Annotated in this window: 17 protein-coding genes; 16 read left to right on the top strand and 1 reads right to left on the bottom strand. The window is 71.7% G+C overall.

Features of this window, described 5'->3' with window-relative positions; all coding sequences use genetic code 11:
• Nucleotides 1-20 precede the first annotated feature (20 nt).
• The 9 genes from OG990_RS24555 to ahcY all read left to right on the top strand — a co-directional run bounded on the left by OG990_RS24555 (nt 21) and on the right by ahcY (nt 9,229).
• Nucleotides 21-341 carry a hypothetical protein gene (locus tag OG990_RS24555; protein WP_406077313.1) on the top strand — a complete coding sequence of 107 codons (321 nt, stop codon included), beginning with the start codon at nt 21-23 and terminating at the stop codon, nt 339-341.
• Between the two features lie 50 nt (nt 342-391).
• Nucleotides 392-1,111 carry a deoxyribonuclease V gene (nfi, locus tag OG990_RS24550; protein ID WP_406077312.1) on the top strand — a complete coding sequence of 240 codons (720 nt, stop codon included), beginning with the start codon at nt 392-394 and terminating at the stop codon, nt 1,109-1,111.
• A 152-nt stretch (nt 1,112-1,263) separates the two neighbouring features.
• Nucleotides 1,264-2,316 (top strand): hypothetical protein, encoded by a 1,053-nt coding sequence (locus OG990_RS24545; protein WP_386984984.1) that lies wholly within the window; start codon nt 1,264-1,266, stop codon nt 2,314-2,316.
• Between the two features lie 69 nt (nt 2,317-2,385).
• Nucleotides 2,386-3,771 carry a phosphomannomutase/phosphoglucomutase gene (locus OG990_RS24540; protein WP_328423743.1) on the top strand — a complete coding sequence of 462 codons (1,386 nt, stop codon included), beginning with the start codon at nt 2,386-2,388 and terminating at the stop codon, nt 3,769-3,771.
• 61 nt (nt 3,772-3,832) lie between these two features.
• The gene (locus OG990_RS24535; protein ID WP_328423745.1) at nt 3,833-4,018 is read left to right on the top strand and encodes a Trm112 family protein; all 186 of its coding nucleotides are present in this window, start codon (nt 3,833-3,835) and stop codon (nt 4,016-4,018) included.
• Nucleotides 4,015-5,211 (top strand): SIS domain-containing protein, encoded by a 1,197-nt coding sequence (locus OG990_RS24530; protein ID WP_355606575.1) that lies wholly within the window; start codon nt 4,015-4,017, stop codon nt 5,209-5,211. Before OG990_RS24535 ends, OG990_RS24530 begins: the two co-directional genes overlap by 4 nt.
• Before the next feature lie 67 nt (nt 5,212-5,278).
• Complete coding sequence (locus OG990_RS24525) at nt 5,279-6,286, top strand: cation diffusion facilitator family transporter (protein ID WP_328423749.1); 1,008 nt, start codon at nt 5,279-5,281, stop codon at nt 6,284-6,286.
• A 3-nt stretch (nt 6,287-6,289) separates the two neighbouring features.
• Nucleotides 6,290-7,453, top strand: a complete 1,164-nt coding sequence (gene manA, locus OG990_RS24520; protein ID WP_406077311.1) for a mannose-6-phosphate isomerase, class I — start codon at nt 6,290-6,292, stop codon at nt 7,451-7,453.
• A gap of 276 nt (nt 7,454-7,729) precedes the next feature.
• Nucleotides 7,730-9,229, top strand: coding sequence for an adenosylhomocysteinase (gene ahcY, locus OG990_RS24515; protein WP_328423753.1), 1,500 nt, complete (start codon nt 7,730-7,732; stop codon nt 9,227-9,229).
• A 72-nt stretch (nt 9,230-9,301) separates the two neighbouring features.
• Here ahcY and OG990_RS24510 read toward each other — a convergent pair whose 3' ends face one another.
• Nucleotides 9,302-9,460: a hypothetical protein gene (locus tag OG990_RS24510; RefSeq protein WP_328423755.1), complete on the bottom strand. Its 159-nt coding sequence runs from the start codon at nt 9,458-9,460 to the stop codon at nt 9,302-9,304.
• 168 nt (nt 9,461-9,628) lie between these two features.
• Here OG990_RS24510 and efeU point away from each other — a divergent pair, with 168 nt between their 5' ends.
• The 7 genes from efeU (at nt 9,629) to OG990_RS24475 (ending at nt 18,248) form a co-directional block, all read left to right on the top strand.
• Nucleotides 9,629-10,594 (top strand): iron uptake transporter permease EfeU, encoded by a 966-nt coding sequence (gene efeU / locus OG990_RS24505; RefSeq protein WP_406077310.1) that lies wholly within the window; start codon nt 9,629-9,631, stop codon nt 10,592-10,594.
• A gap of 23 nt (nt 10,595-10,617) precedes the next feature.
• The gene (gene efeO / locus OG990_RS24500) at nt 10,618-11,751 is read left to right on the top strand and encodes an iron uptake system protein EfeO (RefSeq protein WP_406077309.1); all 1,134 of its coding nucleotides are present in this window, start codon (nt 10,618-10,620) and stop codon (nt 11,749-11,751) included.
• A gap of 25 nt (nt 11,752-11,776) precedes the next feature.
• Nucleotides 11,777-13,054 (top strand): iron uptake transporter deferrochelatase/peroxidase subunit, encoded by a 1,278-nt coding sequence (gene efeB / locus OG990_RS24495; RefSeq protein ID WP_406077308.1) that lies wholly within the window; start codon nt 11,777-11,779, stop codon nt 13,052-13,054.
• Nucleotides 13,055-13,280: 226 nt separating this feature from the next.
• Nucleotides 13,281-13,970 (top strand): MtrAB system response regulator MtrA, encoded by a 690-nt coding sequence (gene mtrA / locus OG990_RS24490; RefSeq protein ID WP_355606592.1) that lies wholly within the window; start codon nt 13,281-13,283, stop codon nt 13,968-13,970.
• A 12-nt stretch (nt 13,971-13,982) separates the two neighbouring features.
• Complete coding sequence (mtrB, locus tag OG990_RS24485) at nt 13,983-15,740, top strand: MtrAB system histidine kinase MtrB (RefSeq protein ID WP_406077307.1); 1,758 nt, start codon at nt 13,983-13,985, stop codon at nt 15,738-15,740.
• Nucleotides 15,737-17,548, top strand: coding sequence for an LpqB family beta-propeller domain-containing protein (locus tag OG990_RS24480; RefSeq protein WP_406077306.1), 1,812 nt, complete (start codon nt 15,737-15,739; stop codon nt 17,546-17,548). The genes mtrB and OG990_RS24480 overlap by 4 nt, the downstream gene beginning before the upstream one ends.
• Before the next feature lie 4 nt (nt 17,549-17,552).
• Nucleotides 17,553-18,248 (top strand): ComF family protein, encoded by a 696-nt coding sequence (locus OG990_RS24475; protein ID WP_406077305.1) that lies wholly within the window; start codon nt 17,553-17,555, stop codon nt 18,246-18,248.
• Nucleotides 18,249-18,405 lie beyond the last annotated feature (157 nt).

Genomic DNA, 18,405 nt, shown 5'->3' with positions numbered 1-18,405 from the left:
GGCCCGAATAGCATCGGGGTATGGCGAGCTCCGAGACGGACAGCAGCAGGTCCAAGGCGTGGGCGTGGCCGGTCGGGATCCTGGTCGGCCTGGCGATCGGCATCCCCGTGTTCGGTTCGTCAAGTGGCGTCGCCTTCGGCGTCGCCTTCGGCGTCGCCATCGGCGTTGCCTTCGCGATCGCCTTTGGCGCGACCAGTAAGCGCACCGAAGCTCCCGCCACCGACGGCGACCCAGATGGCGGCACCAGCTCCACCGGCACTGGCCCGGCGGGTCACTCCACCCGGGACAATCCGGACGGCAGCACCACCGGGGGCAACGTCGACGGCCCGGATCGAGGGTGATCGACTCCATGTCGGGGACATCGGGGCATTCCGGGCCGTCGGATAGCCCGATGTCGCCGATATCGAGTGGATCATGGCCGCCGCCGCCAGCGGTGCCAGCGGTGCCGGGCAGTGTGGGGGAGGCGGTGGCTGTGCAGGAGGAGTTGCGGCCGCTGGTGGACCTGGTCGGGCCGGGGCCGACCGCGCCAGCGACGGTGGCTGGCCTGGACGTCGCGTACGCGCAGAGCGGTGACCTCCTCGCGGCGGCCGTGACCGTGCTGGACGCCCGGACGCTGGCCGTGGTGGACTCCGCGGTGAGCGTGGGCCGGCCCGCGTTCGGCTACGTTCCGGGGCTGTTCGCCTTCCGTGAGCTGCCCGCGTTGCTCGCCGCACTGGACCGGCTGAGCACCCGCCCGGACCTGCTGGTCTGTGACGGGCATGGGTTGGCGCATCCACGCCGATTCGGGCTTGCCTGTCACCTCGGCGTGGTCACCGGGCTGCCTGCGATCGGGGTGGGGAAGACGCCCCTGGTCGGTCAGTGGGATCCACCGCCCGCTGAGCGGGGTGCCTGGTCGCCGCTGCGCGACGGCGACGAGGTCGTCGGCCGGGTCCTGCGGACCCAGGACGGGGTGAAGCCGGTCTTCGTGAGCGTCGGGCACCGGATGAGCCTGGACAACGCCGCCGCGCAGGTGCTCGCACTGACCCCGCGTTACCGGCTCCCGGAGACCACCCGTACCGCCGACCGGCTCTGCCGGGACGCCCTCGCTCGCGCGCTAGCTGGGCATCCCTAGCCAGCAGTCCGGCAGAGCCCGCAGCAGGTCGGCGGGCCGGGCCCTCAAACCGTAACGCCGCACACATACGGCCCGCTCAATGATCAGGGGTGGGGGTGGGCCGGTAGTAGCCTGACCGCGGACCCCACCCGGGGAGGAACGGTGAGGTGATCATGACGGTACGTCGGCGCGTGGCGCGGCTCGGGACGGTCTGCGGTCTGGTGGGCGGCCTGGTGATGCTCGGTGCGTCGCCGGCGCTGGCCGACGACGACTCGGTCCGGGTGGGTTCGGCCAGCAGCTTCGCCGCCGGCGGCTCCGCGCAGGGGGTGAACGTCGCGGTGCGCAAGCGCTCCGACGGGTGCGTCCTGCTGCGTACCGCCCTGGGTCTGCGCCTTGAGGGTCTCCAGCCGGACCAGGTGACGGTGCAGGTCAACGCGGGCGGGACCTGGTTCCCGGTGGCCGTTTCCGGCGGTGACGGCAGCGTGGTGACCGGGCAGACCTCGCCGGCGAAGCCGACCCTGTGCAAGGGCAAGGGCATCACCGTGCGCTACCGGGTGGCGTTCGCCGCCGGTGCTCCGGCTGGTCGGCTCGTGGTGACCGGCGCGGCCGCCAGCGCGGCAGGGCAGGAGCTGGGTCGGGGTTCCGACTCGGCGAAGGTGACCGGCGGCCGGGCCTCCGCGTCGCCGACCCCGTCGAAGAAGCCGTCGCCCACCCCGAGCGTGGCCACGACCGAGGCCGCGCCGGTCGACGCGGTGAATCCGGCCGCGCTGGACGGCGCGCCCGACACCACGGCTACCGCGGCCGAATCGTCCGGGGGCGGCTCGCCGGTGATGTTCTTCGGCATCGCGATGGTGGCGGTTGGGCTGCTGCTCATCGGGCTGCTGTTCCGTCGCTCGCGGCAGGATCGGACACCGACCGACGGGGCGCTGGGGCCGCTGCCGGGCAACCCCGGTGGCACCACCTACCGCTCCGGCGGGGGGTCGCCGACCGCGCCCGGTCACCCCGGCCCGGTGTACGGCCAGCCGCAGCCGGCCGACGGCTACGGCACGGTGCCCTCCCCCCGGCCCGCCACTGGTGGGGTCTACGGGGCACGGCCGGCCGATCCCGCGCCGACGCCGGACGCGACGCAGCCGATGCCGGGCAATCCTCCGGCCCGCCCGCTGCCCGGCGATCCGCCCGCCGACGGCGGCGATCACACCGTGTTCATGCCCCGGCTCCCCGGCTGAGCGGGGACCGGCGTCGACCCTCCGATACGCTCAGGTTCGGTGGAACCTGCGGCCCGAGGAGCGGAACTAGTGTCGGATCTGTCCCAGATCGTGAAGGCGTACGACGTCCGAGGGACGGTGCCGGACCAGTGGGACGAGCGGGTCGCCGAGGCACTCGGAGCAGCATTCACCCAACTGCTCAACACCACTGAGGAGCCGGGCGACGCGGTCGTCGTCGGGTACGACATGCGGGCCAGTTCGCCCGGGTTGGCCGCCGCCTTCGCCGCTGGCGTCCGGGCCGAGGGACGCTCGGTGATCGAGATCGGGCTCGCCTCCACCGACCTGCTCTACTTCGCCTCCGGTTCGCTCGACCTGCCCGGTGCGATGTTCACCGCCAGTCACAACCCGGCGCAGTACAACGGCATCAAGATGTGCCGCTCCGGTGCGCGCCCGATCGGCCAGGACAGCGGGTTGGCAGAGATCCGTGAGCGGGCTCAGGCGCTGCTCGACTCGGGCGAGTCCCGGCCGGCCGGCGAGCCGACCCGGCCCGCCGAGCGGCGGGACCTGCTCCCCGACTACGCCGCGTACCTGCGCAAGCTGGTCGACCTCTCCGGCAGCCGGCCGCTGAAGGTGGTGGTCGACGCCGGCAATGGGATGGGCGGCTTCACCGTCCCCACCGTGCTGGGCGACGCCGCCCTGTCGGCCCTGCCGCTGGAGATCGTCCCGCTCTACTTCGAACTGGACGGCACCTTCCCCAACCACGAGGCCAACCCACTGGACCCGGCGAACCTGGTCGACCTCCAGCGCGCCGTGGTCGAGCACGGGGCCGACATCGGGCTGGCCTTCGACGGCGACGCCGACCGGTGCTTCGTGGTGGACGAGCGCGGTGAGCCGGTCTCGCCGTCGGCGATCACCGCCCTGGTCGCCGCGCGCGAGCTGGCCAAGCACCCGGGTTCCACGGTGATCCACGGTCTGATCACCTCCAGTGCGGTGCCGGAGATCATCCGTGAGCACGGTGGGGAGCCGGTGGTCGCCCGGGTCGGGCACTCCTTCATCAAGGCGGAGATGGCCCGGACCAACGCTGTCTTCGGCGGTGAACACTCCGCGCACTACTACTTCCGGGACTTCTGGTTCGCCGACACCGGGATGCTCGCCGCGATGCACACCCTGGCCGCGCTCGGTGAGCAGTCACTGCCGCTGTCCGTGCTGGCCGGCGAGTACGAGCGCTACATCGCCTCCGGTGAGATCAACTCGACGGTGCTCGACCAGGCGGCGGCGGTGGCCGAGGTGCGGGCCGCGTACCCCGATGCGGTGCCCGACGAGATGGACGGGCTCACGCTGCGTTTCCCCGATGGCGCCTGGTTCAACCTGCGTGCCTCCAACACGGAGCCGTTGCTGCGGCTCAACGTCGAGGCGCCCACCCGCGAGCGGATGGTCTCGCTGCGGGACGAGGTGCTCGGCCGCGTTCGCCGATAAGATCGCCTGCGCCGGTCGGCACCGCCGCCGGTGAAGCCGCACACGTGGAAGGAGCCGTGCCATGGCCCTGGATCCGCAGTTGCTCGAGATTCTCGCCTGTCCGGACACGCACCACGCCCCGCTCGCCTACGACGCCGAGGCGCAGACGCTGACCTGCACGCAGTGCGCCCGGATCTTCGAGGTCCGCGACGACGTGCCGGTGCTGCTGCTCGACGAGGCGCGCGGCGGCCCCGGGCAGCCCTCATGATCGACGGTACGGCCGGGGTCAGCGGACGTCGTGACGCCGACGAGGCACTGCTCGACAACCCGGATGCCCTGGCCGAGCAGGACCCGGGCGGCATGCTCCGGCACACCGCCTCGGCCGGCGCGCAGGTCCGCGAGACGGCCGCACTGGCCGCCGAGGCGAACCTCGCGGTGCTCGCCGACGACGGGCGGCCCCGGGCCGTGGTGATCGCTGGCATCGGCACCGCGGGGCGGACCGGGGACATACTCGCCACGGTCGCCGGGCCGCGCTGCCCGGTCCCGGTCATCGCGCACCGCAGCGCCGGCGTACCCGGTTGGGTGGGTGCGGCCGACGTGGTGATCGCCGTGAGCGCGTCCGGTCGCAGCCCGGAGGCGCTGGGCGCCGCCGAGGCGGCGCACCGGCGGGGCGCCCGGCTGGTCGCGGTGGGTGCCCCCGACTCGCAGTTGCAGTCGGTCGCCGAGCGGGCCCGAGCGCCGTTCATCCCGGTGCCCCGGCGCGCACCGGCGCGGGCCAGCCTCTGGGCGCTCACCGTGCCGGTCCTGCTCGCCGCCCGTTCCCTCGGGCTGGTGAAGGTCAACGAGGCGGACCTGGCGGAGACCGCGGCCCGGCTCGACGCGGACGCCGACCGCTGCCGGTCCGCAGCGGAGTCCTTCGTCAACCCGGCGAAGTCATTGGCCCTGGGCCTGGCCGGCTCGATCCCGATCGTCTGGGGCTCGTCCCCGCTGGCCACCGTGGCGGCCCGCCGGTTCGGCGACACCCTGTCGGCCAACGCCCGCTACCCGGTGGTCACCGGGGCGCTCGGTGAGGCCGGTCGGGGCCGGGTCGGCCTGTTGGACGGCGTCTTCGGTGGCCTGGCCGAGGGGGAGCGGGACATCTTCGCCGACCCGGCCGAGGACGACGGCGAGGGGACCCGACTGCGGCTCGTGCTGCTGCGCGATGGCGGGCTCAACGCCGAGGACGACACGGACGAGCCGCTGGCGGTCGAGGAGCGCCGCGCGGACGCGGTGCAGACCCTCGCCGAGCGTCGCGGGGTGCGGTGCGACGTGGTGACCGCCGAGGGTGGCTCCGCGCTGGAGCGGCTGGCCTCGCTGATCGCCGTCCCGGACTTCGCCTCGGTCTACCTTGCCCTGGCCCACGGACTGGACCCGATGGCTGTACCAGCCATCACCGAAATGAAGGAGCTGTCGAACCAGTGAACGAATGTAGGGGGCGGCGCGGCACGCGCGCACCCGGCAGCGCAGTGCGGCAGAGCGGGGCGCTCGCATGAGCGCCAACGGCGGAACCAAAGCGATCGTCGCCGCCCTGCTGGCCAACGTCGGCATCGCCGTCACCAAGTTCGTCGCGTTCCTGCTGACCAGCTCGTCGTCGATGCTGGCCGAGGCGATCCACTCGGTCGCCGACTCCGGCAACCAGGCCCTGTTGCTGCTCGGTGGCAAGCGGGCGAAGCGGGCGGCCACCCCGGAGCATCCGTTCGGGTACGGCCGGGAGCGCTACGTCTACGCGTTCATCGTGTCGATCGTGCTGTTCAGCGTCGGTGGCCTGTTCGCCCTGTACGAGGCGTACCACAAGTGGGAGCACAAGGGGGGAATCGAGTCCTGGCACTGGGTGCCGGTCGTCGTGCTGGTGGCGGCGATAATCATGGAGTCGTTCTCCTTCCGAACCGCCATCAAGGAGTCCAACCTCGTCCGGGGCAACCAGTCCTGGGTGCACTTCATCCGCCGGGCCAAGGCGCCCGAGCTGCCGGTGGTGCTGCTGGAGGACCTCGGCGCGCTGGTCGGTCTGGTCTTCGCGCTGTTCGGCGTCACCATGACGCTGATCACCGGCAACGGCGAGTGGGACGCCGCCGGCACCGCGATGATCGGCATCCTGCTGGTGACGATCGCCGTCGTGCTGGCCATCGAGACCAAGAGCCTGTTGCTCGGTGAAGGCGCCGAGCAGCAGGACGTGGCCGCCATCGAGCGGGCGATCACCGAGGGCCCCGAGGTGGAGCGGATCATCCACATGAAGACGCTCTACCTGGGGCCGGAAGAGCTGATGGTGGCCGCGAAGATCGGGGTGCAGGCCTGCGAGAACGCCCACGATCTGGCCCGGGGCATCAACGCCGTGGAACTGCGGATCCGTGCCGCCGTTCCGACCGCCCGGGTGATCTACCTGGAGCCGGACATCTACAGCGCCGCCGCCGCTGAGGCCGGCACCGGTGCGGCCGCCGACACCGCCGTGACGCAACCCGGGGATGGATCGGGCGAGGCGGCCGGGCGGCCCGGGGGCTGACAGGTGGAGCTGCTGTACGGACCGATCCGGGACTACGCCTGGGGGTCCCGCTCGGCGATCGCCATGTTGCAGGGGCGACCGGTGCCCAGCGCCGGCCCGGAGGCGGAGCTGTGGCTGGGCGCCCACCCGGGCGCCCCGGCCAGCGTTGAGCGGGCCGGTCTCCGGGTCAGCCTCTGCGACCTGGTGCGCGACGAGCCGGGGCAGTGGCTCGGCCAGCGGGTCTCGGATCGGTTCGGCAGCAGGCTGCCGTTCCTGCTCAAGGTGCTCGCCGCCGACGCCCCGCTGAGCCTGCAGGCCCATCCGGACGCCGAGCAGGCTCGGGCGGGCTTCGCGGCGGACACGGGGCGCCCGCTGGAGGAGCGCAACTACTCCGACCCGCACCACAAGCCGGAGCTGCTGGTGGCGCTGACGCCGTTCGAGGCGCTGTGCGGTTTCCGGGACCCGGCGGAGTCGGCCGAGGCGCTCGCCGCGTTCGGCGTACCGGCGTTGGCGCCTGTGGTCGCCGCGCTGCGAACCGGGCCGGCGGGGCTGCGGGCGGCGGTGCAGACGCTGCTCGCCTGGCCGGCGGGGGAGCGCGGCGAGTTGCTGGGCTCCGTGGTGGTGGCCTCGACCGACAGCCCGGACGCGGAACTGGCCCGCCGGCTGGCTCTTGCCTACCCGGGGGACCCGGGCGTGCTGGTCGCGCTGCTGCTGCACCACGTGCGGCTGGTGCCCGGGGAGGCGATCTGGATGCCCGCCGGCAACCTGCACGCCTACCTGAGCGGCTGCGGAGTGGAGATCATGGCGGCCAGCGACAACGTGCTGCGCGGCGGGCTGACCCCGAAGCGGGTGGACGTCGACGAGTTGCTGCGGGTGCTTCGCTTCGAGGTGCTCGACGATCCGGTACGGACCGCGCAGCCGGTCGCCCCAGGGGTGGACTGGTGGCCGGTGCCGGTGGACGACTTCGCGCTGCACCGGGTGCGGGTCGGGGCGGCGGTGCCCTCGGTCACGCTGTCGCTGCCCGGTCCCCGGGTGGTGCTCTGCGGTGTCGGCCCGATCACCGTGGACGACGGGGCTGGCGCGCTGACGCTGGGGTCCGGTCAGGCGGCGATCGGCACCGCGGCCGGTGAGCAGTTGCGGGTCAGCGGCAGCGGTGAGGCGTACGTGGCGACCGCCGGACTGCGTTGACGCTGACTCACCGCGACGACACAAGTCCGACTTTCCCGGAATAGCTTGACGCTGTGCTGCTCGGGTGTGACTCTATGAGTACGCAGCGTTATCGCGACGACGGTCCGACAACGTGCGGGGAACCAAACCGGGGGGATGCGCGGGGCGGGCGGGAGTGGGCGGAATTTCTGTCCATCACCGACCGCCCCGTGCGCTGTCCGCGGACCGTGCCTGGCGCCCGTCGCCGACGCGCGTAAGGTGGAGGGTCGGCGCAGACATCGTTCGACAGGAGCTTTCATGACCAGCACCCTCCCGGCGTTCCCCAGCGGTACGCCGTCCGAGGCCCGGCCGAGCACCCTCGCCGAGGGCGACTTCAAGGTGGCGGATCTGTCGCTTGCCGAATACGGGCGCAAGGAGATCCAACTCGCCGAGCACGAGATGCCCGGCCTGATGTCGATCCGCCGGGAGTTCGCCGAGGCCCAGCCGCTCGCCGGCGCGCGGATCACTGGCTCGCTGCACATGACCATCCAGACTGCCGTCCTGATCGAGACGCTGGTGGCCCTCGGCGCGCAGGTGCGCTGGGCGTCCTGCAACATCTTCTCCACTCAGGATCACGCCGCCGCGGCGATCGTCGTCGGCCCGGACGGCACCCCCGAGGCCCCCGCCGGCGTGCCGGTCTACGCCTGGAAGGGCGAGACCCTGCCGGAGTACTGGTGGTGCACCGAGCAGGTGCTCGCCTGGCCGGACGGGCAGGGCCCGAACATGATCCTCGACGATGGCGGCGACGCCACCCTGCTCGTGCACAAGGGCGCCGAGTTCGAGCAGGCCGGGGTCGTGCCGCCGGTCGAGTCCGCCGACTCCGAGGAGTACGCGGTCATCCTCGAGCTGCTGCACCGCTCGCTCCCTGAGGACGGTCAGCGCTGGACCCGGATCGCCGCCGGCATCAAGGGCGTGACCGAGGAGACCACCACGGGCGTGCACCGGCTCTACGAGATGCACCGCGCCGGCACCCTGCTCTTCCCGGCCATCAACGTCAACGACTCGGTGACCAAGAGCAAGTTCGACAACAAGTACGGCTGCCGGCACTCGCTGATCGACGGCATCAACCGGGCCACCGACGTGCTGATCGGCGGCAAGATGGCCGTCGTGATGGGCTACGGCGACGTGGGCAAGGGCTGCGCCGAGTCGCTGCGTGGCCAGGGCGCCCGGGTCGTGGTGACCGAAATCGACCCGATCTGCGCGTTGCAGGCCGCGATGGATGGCTACCAGGTCGCCACCCTGGACGACGTGGTCGAGCAGGGTGACATCTTCATCACCGCCACCGGCTGCTACGACGTCATCACCAACGAGCACATGGCCCGGATGAAGCACCAGGCCATCGTCGGCAACATCGGCCACTTCGACAACGAGATCGACATGGCCGGCCTGGCCAAGCGCTCCGACGTCGAGCGGGTCAACATCAAGCCGCAGGTCGACCTGTGGCGCTTCGCCGACGGGCACGCCATCCTCGTGCTCTCCGAGGGCCGCCTGCTGAACCTGGGCAACGCCACGGGGCACCCGAGCTTCGTGATGTCGAACTCGTTCGCCAACCAGACGATCGCCCAGATCGAGCTGTTCACCAAGACCGAGGATTACCCGATCGGCGTCTACGTGCTGCCCAAGCACCTGGACGAGAAGGTCGCCCGGCTGCACCTGGGCGCGCTCGGCGCCAAGCTGAGCACGCTGACCAAGGAGCAGGCCGCCTACCTGGGCGTTTCCACCGAGGGTCCGTTCAAGCCGGACCACTACCGCTACTGATCGACACGTTCGTACCGGGTCGGCTGTCCGCAGCCGGCCCGGTTCGTCGTTCCCGGCCGGTTCGGACCCTGGTCAGTCCGGGTGGGAACGACGGCGGGCGGGGCGGAACCACGTCCACAGACACCAGGCCAGCCATCCGAGCGACACGACGGTGGCCAGCGCCCGCATGCGCAGCGCGCTGAGCAGCAGCACCACGGCCAGCACCGTCAGCCACGGCAGGAATCCCTTCACGGCGGGATCCTTTCACAGCCCGGACGACACCGGCTGATCGTCGCTCGGCCGAGGCTAGGTCGCGACCCAGGTGAGCTTGTCGAGAACGGCTTGACGAGGCCTCTGATCAGGAGGAAGGTATGGCTGCCCTAAGTTAGCTGAGAAGTGCCTGAGGATCTCGGAGTCCCGATGTTCGCCACCTATCTGATCGGCCTGCGGGAAGGCCTGGAAGCGACCCTGGTGGTCAGCATCCTCGTGGCCTTCCTGGTGAAGTCGCAGCGGCGGGACCGGTTGCCGCAGGTCTGGGCAGGGGTCGGCTTGGCCGTTGCGCTCTCGGTGCTCTTCGGCTGGCTGATCGAGTACACCTCGACCTCTCTGCTGGCCCGCTCCGAGGACCGCGAGTTGTTCGAGGCGATCACCTCCGTTGCCGCCGTCGTCTTCGTCACCTGGATGATCTTCTGGATGCGTCGGGCCGCCCGGAGTATCGCCGGCGAGCTGCGGGGCAAACTCACCGAGGCGCTGGCCGTCGGCTCTCTGGCGGTCGCCGGAATGGCCTTCCTCGCGGTGATCCGCGAGGGCCTGGAGACCGCGCTGATCTTCTACTCCGCCGCCCAGGGCGCGGCCGGCGACAGCGGGCCGCTGCTCGCGCTGATCGGCGGCATCGCCACCGCCGTGGTGATCGGCGGGCTGCTCTACGCCAGTGCCCTGCGGATCAACCTCAGCAAGTTCTTCACCTGGACCGGCGCGCTGCTGATCCTGGTCGCCGCCGGCATCCTCAAGTACGGCGTGCACGACTTCCAGGAGGCCAGCGTCCTGCCCGGCCTGAACGACCTGGCCTTCGACATCACCACCGTGCTCGACCCGAGCACCTGGTACGCCGCGCTGCTCGCCGGCATGTTCAACGTGACTCCCGCGCCCACCGTGCTGGAGACGATCGCCTGGGTCGGGTACGCCGTGCCGGTCCTCCTGCTCTTCCTGCGCCCGACCCGCCGCAAGTCGGCACCCGTCGCGGCAGCGGGCGGGCCCGCGAGCGAGGCGGCCCCGACGACCGGCGCGAGCGACACCGCGAACACCCCCACCCCCACCACCGCTACCGGCACCGAGCGCGGGGCCGACCCCGGGGCCGACGCGGCGACCACGCCGCAGCGTGCCTGACCCCACGAGGAGAGAAAGCTCAGATGCGTACGGCCCGATTTTTCGCGCTGGCCGCCGCCGGCGTGCTGGCGACGACCGGTGTTGCCGCCTGCTCCGACTCGGAGAAGGGTGACTCGGCCACGGCCGGCGGCCCGATCGTGGTCAAGGCCAGCGACACCGCCTGCGACGTCGGCACCACCGACCTCGGCGCCGGCACCGCCACCTTCAAGATCACTAATTCCGGTGCGAAGGTGACCGAGTTCTACGTGTACGCCTCCGGCGACCGGGTGATGGGCGAGGTCGAGAACATCGCCCCCGGGCTGAGCCGTGAGCTGCACGTGGAGCTGCCGGCCGGCACGTACGAGACGGCCTGCAAGCCGGGGATGAGCGGCAAGGGCATCCGGGGCGCGCTCAAGGTCAGCGGGTCGGCGCAGCCGCTGACCGCCGACGCCGCGCTGGCGGGCGCCACGGACAACTACCAGCGGTACGTCAAGAGCCAGACCGGCGCGCTGCTGGAGAAGACCGAGGAGTTCGTGGCCGCGGTCAAGGCCGGCGACGTGGCGAAGTCCAAGGCGCTGTTCCCGGTGGCCCGCACCTACTGGGAGCGGATCGAGCCGGTGGCCGAGATCTTCGGCGACCTCGACCCCAAGATCGACGGCCGCGAGGAGGTCATCGAGGAGGGGATGGAGTTCACCGGCTTCCACCGGATCGAGAAGGACCTCTGGCAGTCCGGCGACATCAGCAAGGACGGCCCGATCGCCGACCGGCTGCTGGCCGACGTCAAGGAGATCGTGGCCAAGGCCAACGCCGAGAAGCTCTCGCCGCTGCAGCTCGCCAATGGCGCCAAGGAACTGCTCGACGAGGTGGCCAGCGGCAAGATCACCGGCGAGGAGGACCGCTACTCGCACACCGACCTGTGGGACTTCGCCGCCAACCTGGAAGGTTCCAAGGCCGCCGTGTCCGCCCTGCGGCCGGCGCTGGAGCAGCGCTCGCCGGAGCTGGTCACGCAGCTCGACACCGAGTTCACCAACGTCGAGGCGCTGCTCGGCAAGCACCGCGACGGCGACGGCTGGAAGCTGCACAACGCGCTGAGCAAGGCCGAGCTCAAGGAGCTTTCCGACGGCATCAACGCGCTCGCCGAGCCGATCAGCAAGGTCGCCGCGGTCGTCGCCCGGTGACCGGACGTCAGGGGGAGTCGAGTCGATGAGCGGAAGCAGGCTGAGCCGGCGGCGGGCGATCACGCTCGCCGGTGTCGGAGTGGCCGGAGTCGCCGGGGTGGCGGCGGGCGCGGGCGCGCTGATCAGCGACTCTCGTGACTCGGCTGCGGCCAGCGACCACCCGGCGGGGGCGGTGCCGTTCCATGGTGAACACCAGGCCGGCATCGTCACCCCGGCTCAGGACCGGCTGCATTTCGTCGCCTTCGACGTGATCACCAAGGACCGGGCCCGGCTGGTCGAGCTGCTCCAGGAGTGGACGGCTGCCGCCGTGCGGATGACCGCCGGGCGCGACGCCGGGGTGCTCGGCGCGGTGGGCGGGATGCCGGAGGCCCCGCCGGACGACACCGGCGAGGCGCTCGGCCTGCCCCCGTCGCAGCTCACCCTGACGATCGGCTTCGGGCCGACGCTGTTCCGCGACGCCGATGGCCGGGACCGGTTCGGCATCGCCGACCGGCGCCCGGCCGCCCTGGCCGAGCTGCCGAAGTTCCCCGGCGACGCGTTGCAGCCGCAACTCTCCGGCGGAGACCTCTGCGTGCAGGCGTGCGCCAACGATCCGCAGGTGGCGGTGCACGCGATCCGCAACCTGGCCCGGCTCGGTATGGGTGTGGTCAGTGTTCGCTGGTCGCAGCTCGGCTTCGGTCGTACCTCGTCGACCTCCCGCGACCAGGCCACCGCGCGCAACCTGTTCGGCTTCAAGGACGGCACGGCCAACCTCAAGGCCGAGGACACCGACCTGCTGCGCGACCAGTTGTGGGTGCAGCCGGGCGACGGGCCGGACTGGATGGCCGGCGGCTCGTACCTGGTCACTCGCAAGATCCGGATGCTCGTGGAGACCTGGGACCGGACCTCGCTGGCCGAGCAGGAGGAGATCGTCGGTCGGACCAAGGGCAGCGGTGCCCCGCTGGGCAGGACCGACGAGTTCGACGAGCCGGATTTCGCCGCCCGTGGTGACGACGGGCAGCCGGTGATCGCCGAGCACGCCCACGTCACGCTGGCGCACCCCAGCCGCAACGCCGGCGCGCACCTGCTGCGCCGGGGCTACAACTTCGTCGACGGCTCGGACGGCCTCGGTCGGCTAGACGCGGGCCTCTTCTTCATCGCCTACCAGCGGGATCCACGCCGGCAGTTCGTGCCGATCCAGACCCAGTTGGCCCGGCACGACGTGATGAACGAATACCTTCGGCACGTCTCCAGCGGCCTGTTCGCCTGCCCGCCCGGAGTGCGCGACGGCGGGGACCACTGGGGGCGGGCACTCTTCGGCTGACCTCGGTCGTGATCGTGACAGTGCGACCGGCCGGAGGTAGCGGTGGCGCCAGGCGGCGCCGAAGGGGGATCATGGTGATGGCTCGGCTCCGGAACTTTCCGCGCGCCGAGCCCCCGCACCACGTGGCGCCGCCGCCGCAGGTCGGGATGCCACACTTGCCGGCGGCGCTATCCGTGCCGGGTGACGCCGGTCCCACCGAACTGAATGGGGATGCAATATTAATCCCATGAGAGCCCGGGTACTGGTGGTCGACGACGACCCCGCACTCGCCGAGATGCTCGGCATCGTGCTGCGTAGCGAGGGCTTCCTGCCCTCGTTCGTGGCCGACGGCGAGCGGGCGTTGGCGGCATTTCGCGACAGTCGTCCGGATATCGTGCTGCTCGACCTGATGCTGCCCGGAATGAGTGGTATAGACGTGGCCCGCTCGATCCGGGCCGAGTCCGGCGTGCCGATCGTCATGCTGACCGCCAAAAGCGACACCGTCGATGTGGTGCTCGGCTTGGAGTCCGGGGCCGACGACTACGTGGTCAAGCCGTTCAAGCCCAAGGAGCTGGTGGCCCGGATGCGGGCCCGGCTGCGCCGGGGCGAGGATGTGGCGCCGGAGATGCTGACCATCGGGCCGCCCAGCAACCAGATCACCATCGACGTGCCCGCGCACACGGTCAGCCGCAACGACGAGGAGGTGAAGCTGACTCCGCTGGAGTTCGACCTGCTGGTCGCGCTCGCCCGCAAGCCGCGTCAGGTCTTCACCCGCGAGGTGCTGCTGGAGCAGGTCTGGGGCTACCGGCACGCTGCCGACACCCGGCTGGTCAACGTGCACGTGCAGCGGCTGCGCGCCAAGATCGAGCCGGACCCGGAGCGGCCGGAAATCATCCTCACCGTGCGGGGCGTGGGCTATAAGGCGGGGACCGGATAGCCTGGTCACACTGTGTCGACCTCCCCGCCCCCGCACCCCCCAACCACGGTTCCCCGCCGGCCCGGCGCCGGCTGGGAGCTGTGGCGTGCCCTGAGCGGGCGGGCCACCCGGATGGTCGCCCGGGTGCACCAGACCTGGCGCCGCTCGCTCCAGGTCCGGGTGGTGACCATCACGCTGGTCGCCTCCAGCCTGCTGGTCGGCGGTTTCGCGTACCTGATCGCTGACAAGATCACCACGATCCTGCTCGACAACGCCCGCACCGATGTCCGGATTCGGGTGAACAGCGGCGCCGGCTACGCGGTCAAGCAGGTCTCCCTCTACGGCCAGCCGCAGGAGGCGCAGCTCCAGGAGACCATCGAGGACACGGTCAATTACCTGGCCGGCGGCGACCCCCAGCAGACCGGTGGTGTGGTGGTGGCGATCACCGCCGACGGCTACCCCAACATCATCCAGACCCGCACGGCGCCCGCGGTGAACGTCCAGCCACTGATCAGCCCGGAGCTGCGGGCCGCGGTCGCCGACGGCAAGGTGGCCAGCCAGATCCGCACCGGACGGCTCACCGGGGAGCCGACCAAATATCTGGTGTACGGCTCGCCGGTGCCCACCCGGTTCGGCCAGATCGAGTTGTACTACCTCGTGCCGTTGACCCGGCAGGACGCCACCGCCGCCGATGCCCGAGCCACCGTGGTGGCCACCGGGGGTGCCCTGGTGATCCTGCTCGGGCTGCTCGCGGCCCTGGTCACCCGCCTGGTGGTAAACCCGGTCCGGGTCGCCGCGCGGACCGCCCAGCGGCTGTCCGCCGGCCTGCTCGACCAGCGGATGGTGGTCAACGGGGAGGACGACCTCGCTCTGCTCGCCGCCTCGTTCAACCAGATGGCGACCAACCTGCAACGGCAGATCCTGCGCCTGGAGGAGATGTCCCGGTTGCAGCGCCGGTTCACCTCCGACGTCTCGCACGAGCTGCGTACCCCGTTGACCACGGTCCGGATGGCCGCCGACCTGATCTTCGCCGAGCGCGACGAGTTCGATCCGGCGGTGGCCCGCAGCGCCGAGCTGCTCCAGGCCGAGCTGGACCGTTTCGAGGAGCTGCTCACCGACCTGTTGGAGATCAGCCGGTTCGACGCGGGCTTCGCCATGCTGGACGCCGAGCCGACCGACCTGGTGCCGGTGGTGCACCGGGTGGTCGACCGGTTGGCCGGCCTGGCCGAGCGGGTGGGCGTACCGATCGAGCTTGATCTCCCGGGCACGCCGGTGATCGCCGAGGTCGACCCGCGCCGGGTCGAGCGCGTGTTGCGCAACCTGGTCGGCAACGCCGTCGAGCACGGTGAGGGCCGGCCGGTGCTGATCACCCTCGGCATCGACGAGACCGCCGTGGCGATCACCGTGCGGGACCACGGGGTGGGGCTCAAGGTGGGCGAGGAGAAGTTGGTCTTCAACCGGTTCTGGCGGGCGGACCCGTCCCGGGCCCGGCAGACCGGGGGCACCGGGCTGGGCCTGTCGATCAGCCTGGAGGACGCCCGACTGCACGGCGGCTGGCTGGAGGCGTGGGGTGCGCCCGGGCAGGGCGCCCAGTTCCGGCTCACCCTGCCGGCCCGCGCCGGTGACCGGCTTACCACCTCACCGCTGCGGCTGGTGCCCGCCGACGCCGCGCTGCCGTTCGGTGGCCCCCGGGACGGTGGCCCGCTGGCCATCGGGCCGGGCACCGGCGGGGCGCTGGCGATCAACCCGGCACCGGCCGGGGACGGGCAGCGGGCGGAGGTGAGCTCGTGAGGCGTCAGGGTCTGCTCGGGGCAGTGGGCGTGGTGTTGCTGCTGGGTGCCGGGTGCGGCATCCCGGAGGCGTCCGACGTGCGGGTGGACGGCAAGGGTGGCACCGCGGCGGAGGCCGCTTCGGTCAACGGCCGGGGCAGTGAACCGCCGTCGCGGACGGCCAGCGGCAGTGCCAACGACGCGTTCGTGCGCAACTTCCTGTCCGCCGCCGCAGGCGAGTCGGACCGGGCCTACGAGCGGGTCAAGCTGTTCGTTGCCCCGGAGCACCGGTCCCGCTTGCAGGAGAAGAAGGGCAGTGAGGTCGCGCTGACCGTGGTCCGCCTGCGGGAGACGGTCTTCACCCTCAACAGCGACTCGACCACCACCGTGAAGATCACGGTGCAGCAGATCGGCGTGCTGGGGACCAACGGCACCCTGGCTCCGCCGGTGGCGACCGAGACGGAATACGAGTTCGGGCTGCGCAGCGGGGCACTCGGCGGAGCCGGCAACGACGAGCGCGCAGGCCTGTACGTCCTCAACCCACCGAACGTGCTGCTGCTGAGCGACGTCGCCCTCCAGCAGTACTACCAGGACGAGTCGATCTACTTCTGGAACTCCGACCGCAGTCGGCTGGTGCCCGACCAGCGTTACCTGCCGCTGGCCGTGCCGGACGAGCGCCGGGTCAACGAGGTGGTGAAGTGGCTGGTCGGCGGCCCTTCCGAGTGGCTGCGCCCCGGTGTCGTCGGGCTACCCGACCGCACCGAGCTGATCAACAATGCCACCGGTGCGAACGGCCGGTGGGAGGTCAACCTGGACATGTCCGGTGACGACAAGACCCGCATCGACCAGCTGATCACGCAGCTCGCCTGGTCGCTGGGCGACCTGCCGGGCGAGCTGGAGTTGAAGATCCGCAACAACTCGCAGCCCGTACAGGATCTGAACGAGCGCCGACTGTCCCGTGGGCTCTACCCGATCACGGAGAGCCCGCAGCGGTTCGGCGTGTACGAGGGCGCCATCCGCCCGCTCGACTTCGTCGGTGAGCCCAGCGGCGCCGTGCCGTTGGCGGCCGAGGCCAACCGCAACATCGTCTCTGCCAGTCTGGCCCGGGACGACAGCAGGATCCTCGCCGCGATGGTGGTGACCAGCGGCAAGGGCCGGCACCGGCTCGCCGTGGGCACCGGCCGCGTTCCGGTCAGCGTGCCCAACCGGAGCGGGCCCGAGTACGCCTCGATCAGCCGCCCGGTCTGGCTGCGCACCATCGACTCTCGCCCGGCTCGGGGCCTGGTGGTGGCCGACGGCCGGCTCTACCGCTTCGACGAGGCCGCCCGGATGTACCCGGTACCGCTCAACCTGCCCTCCACCGAGGTCACCGCGGTGGCGGCCGCGCTGGACGGCCAGCGGGTCGCGTTGATCGCCGGCGGCCGGCTCTACGTCGCGGCGGTCAACCTGGACGGCGGGGGAGTCTCCATCGGCCCGCCCCGGTCATTGGTCACCTCGCTGACCGGCCTCACCGCGGTGGACTGGGGCAGCGAGGACCGGCTGGTGGTGGCCGGGTCCGCCGGCCAGCCGGCGATCTACGAGATCAGCGTCGACGGTGCCCTGGAGACGCCGCTGCGGACCGACGTGGGTGCCAAGGTCAACCACTTGGCGGCGTACCCGACCAATCGCAGTGTGCCGCTGCCCAGCGGGGCGTACATGTACGAGGCGAACGGGGTGGCCTACCGCAGCAGCCCGTTCGAACGGATCGAGGCCCAACGGGTGCGGGACATCGCCCCGCCGCCCGCCGGGGTCCGCGCGAGCAACCCGTCGGCCCCGTTCTTCCTCTACTGACGTCGTGCGCGGGCTCTGGGCGGATCTCGCCGATCTGGTGGTGCCCGCCGACTGCGCGGGCTGTCGGGAGCGCCGGCCCGGCCTGCGGCACGGGGTCTGCCCGACCTGTGTGACGGCGCTGGGCGCACTCCGCCCCCGGGCCGTCCTTCCCACCCCCGTCCCGCCCGGCCTGCCGCCCTGCGTCGCCCTCGGCCCGTACGCCGGCCCGCTGCGCGAGGCCCTGCTGGCATACAAGGAGCGCGGCCGGCACGGGCTGGCCCGCCCACTCGGCGCTCTGCTCGCCGAGGTTGTCGCGGCGGCGGTCGGCCGGGCCTGTCCGGTGGCGCTGGTGCCGGTGCCGGACACCGCGGCAGCGGCCCGGGCACGCTACGGCGACCACCTCGATCGGCTGGCCCGGCACTGTGCGGCCCGGCTGAGCCGGGGCGGCTGGCCGGTCCGGGTGGACCGGCCGCTGCGCGCGCTGCCCCGACCCGACTCGGTGACCCTGGACAGCGCCGGCCGGGCGGCGGCGGCCGAGGCGGCGTTCCGGCCCCGTTCCGGTGCGCCCAGCGGGGGCGGCGCACCCGTGGTGGTGCTGCTGGACGACATCGTCACCACCGGGGTCACCCTGGCCGCTGCGTCCCGGGTGCTGGCCGGGATCGGGCGGGCACCGAGTGTCGCCGTGGTGCTCGCGGCGACCGAGAAACGACTCCGTTCGTAACCGACCGTGTTTCCGTTTCACCCGTTGGTGTATGAGCTGCGAAAAATACTGGGCCGTCTCGGCAACTTGGGGTGACGACCGGGCGAACAAGAGTTAGCGTTTCGCTGTCGGGGGTAGGAGGTCATTCCACCCGCCTCCGGCGGTGAGAGGAGGCGTA

The sequence above is a fragment of the Micromonospora sp. NBC_00858 genome (assembly GCF_045207365.1).
In the GTDB taxonomy this organism is placed as follows: domain Bacteria; phylum Actinomycetota; class Actinomycetes; order Mycobacteriales; family Micromonosporaceae; genus Micromonospora.
This window is presented reverse-complemented; position numbering and strand designations above follow the sequence as displayed.

What these genes read in the sequence shown, in the direction of transcription:
- OG990_RS24535 (WP_328423745.1), top strand. Translation starts at nt 3,833, where the DNA reads ATGGCCCTGGATCCGCAGTTGCTCGAGATTCTCGCCTGTCCGGACACG.
- ahcY (WP_328423753.1), top strand. Translation starts at nt 7,730, where the DNA reads ATGACCAGCACCCTCCCGGCGTTCCCCAGCGGTACGCCGTCCGAGGCC.
- efeU (WP_406077310.1), top strand. Translation starts at nt 9,629, where the DNA reads ATGTTCGCCACCTATCTGATCGGCCTGCGGGAAGGCCTGGAAGCGACC.
- OG990_RS24545 (WP_386984984.1), top strand. Translation starts at nt 1,264, where the DNA reads ATGACGGTACGTCGGCGCGTGGCGCGGCTCGGGACGGTCTGCGGTCTG.
- OG990_RS24525 (WP_328423749.1), top strand. Translation starts at nt 5,279, where the DNA reads ATGAGCGCCAACGGCGGAACCAAAGCGATCGTCGCCGCCCTGCTGGCC.
- efeB (WP_406077308.1), top strand. Translation starts at nt 11,777, where the DNA reads ATGAGCGGAAGCAGGCTGAGCCGGCGGCGGGCGATCACGCTCGCCGGT.
- efeO (WP_406077309.1), top strand. Translation starts at nt 10,618, where the DNA reads ATGCGTACGGCCCGATTTTTCGCGCTGGCCGCCGCCGGCGTGCTGGCG.
- OG990_RS24555 (WP_406077313.1), top strand. Translation starts at nt 21, where the DNA reads ATGGCGAGCTCCGAGACGGACAGCAGCAGGTCCAAGGCGTGGGCGTGG.
- mtrA (WP_355606592.1), top strand. Translation starts at nt 13,281, where the DNA reads ATGAGAGCCCGGGTACTGGTGGTCGACGACGACCCCGCACTCGCCGAG.
- nfi (WP_406077312.1), top strand. Translation starts at nt 392, where the DNA reads ATGTCGCCGATATCGAGTGGATCATGGCCGCCGCCGCCAGCGGTGCCA.
- OG990_RS24530 (WP_355606575.1), top strand. Translation starts at nt 4,015, where the DNA reads ATGATCGACGGTACGGCCGGGGTCAGCGGACGTCGTGACGCCGACGAG.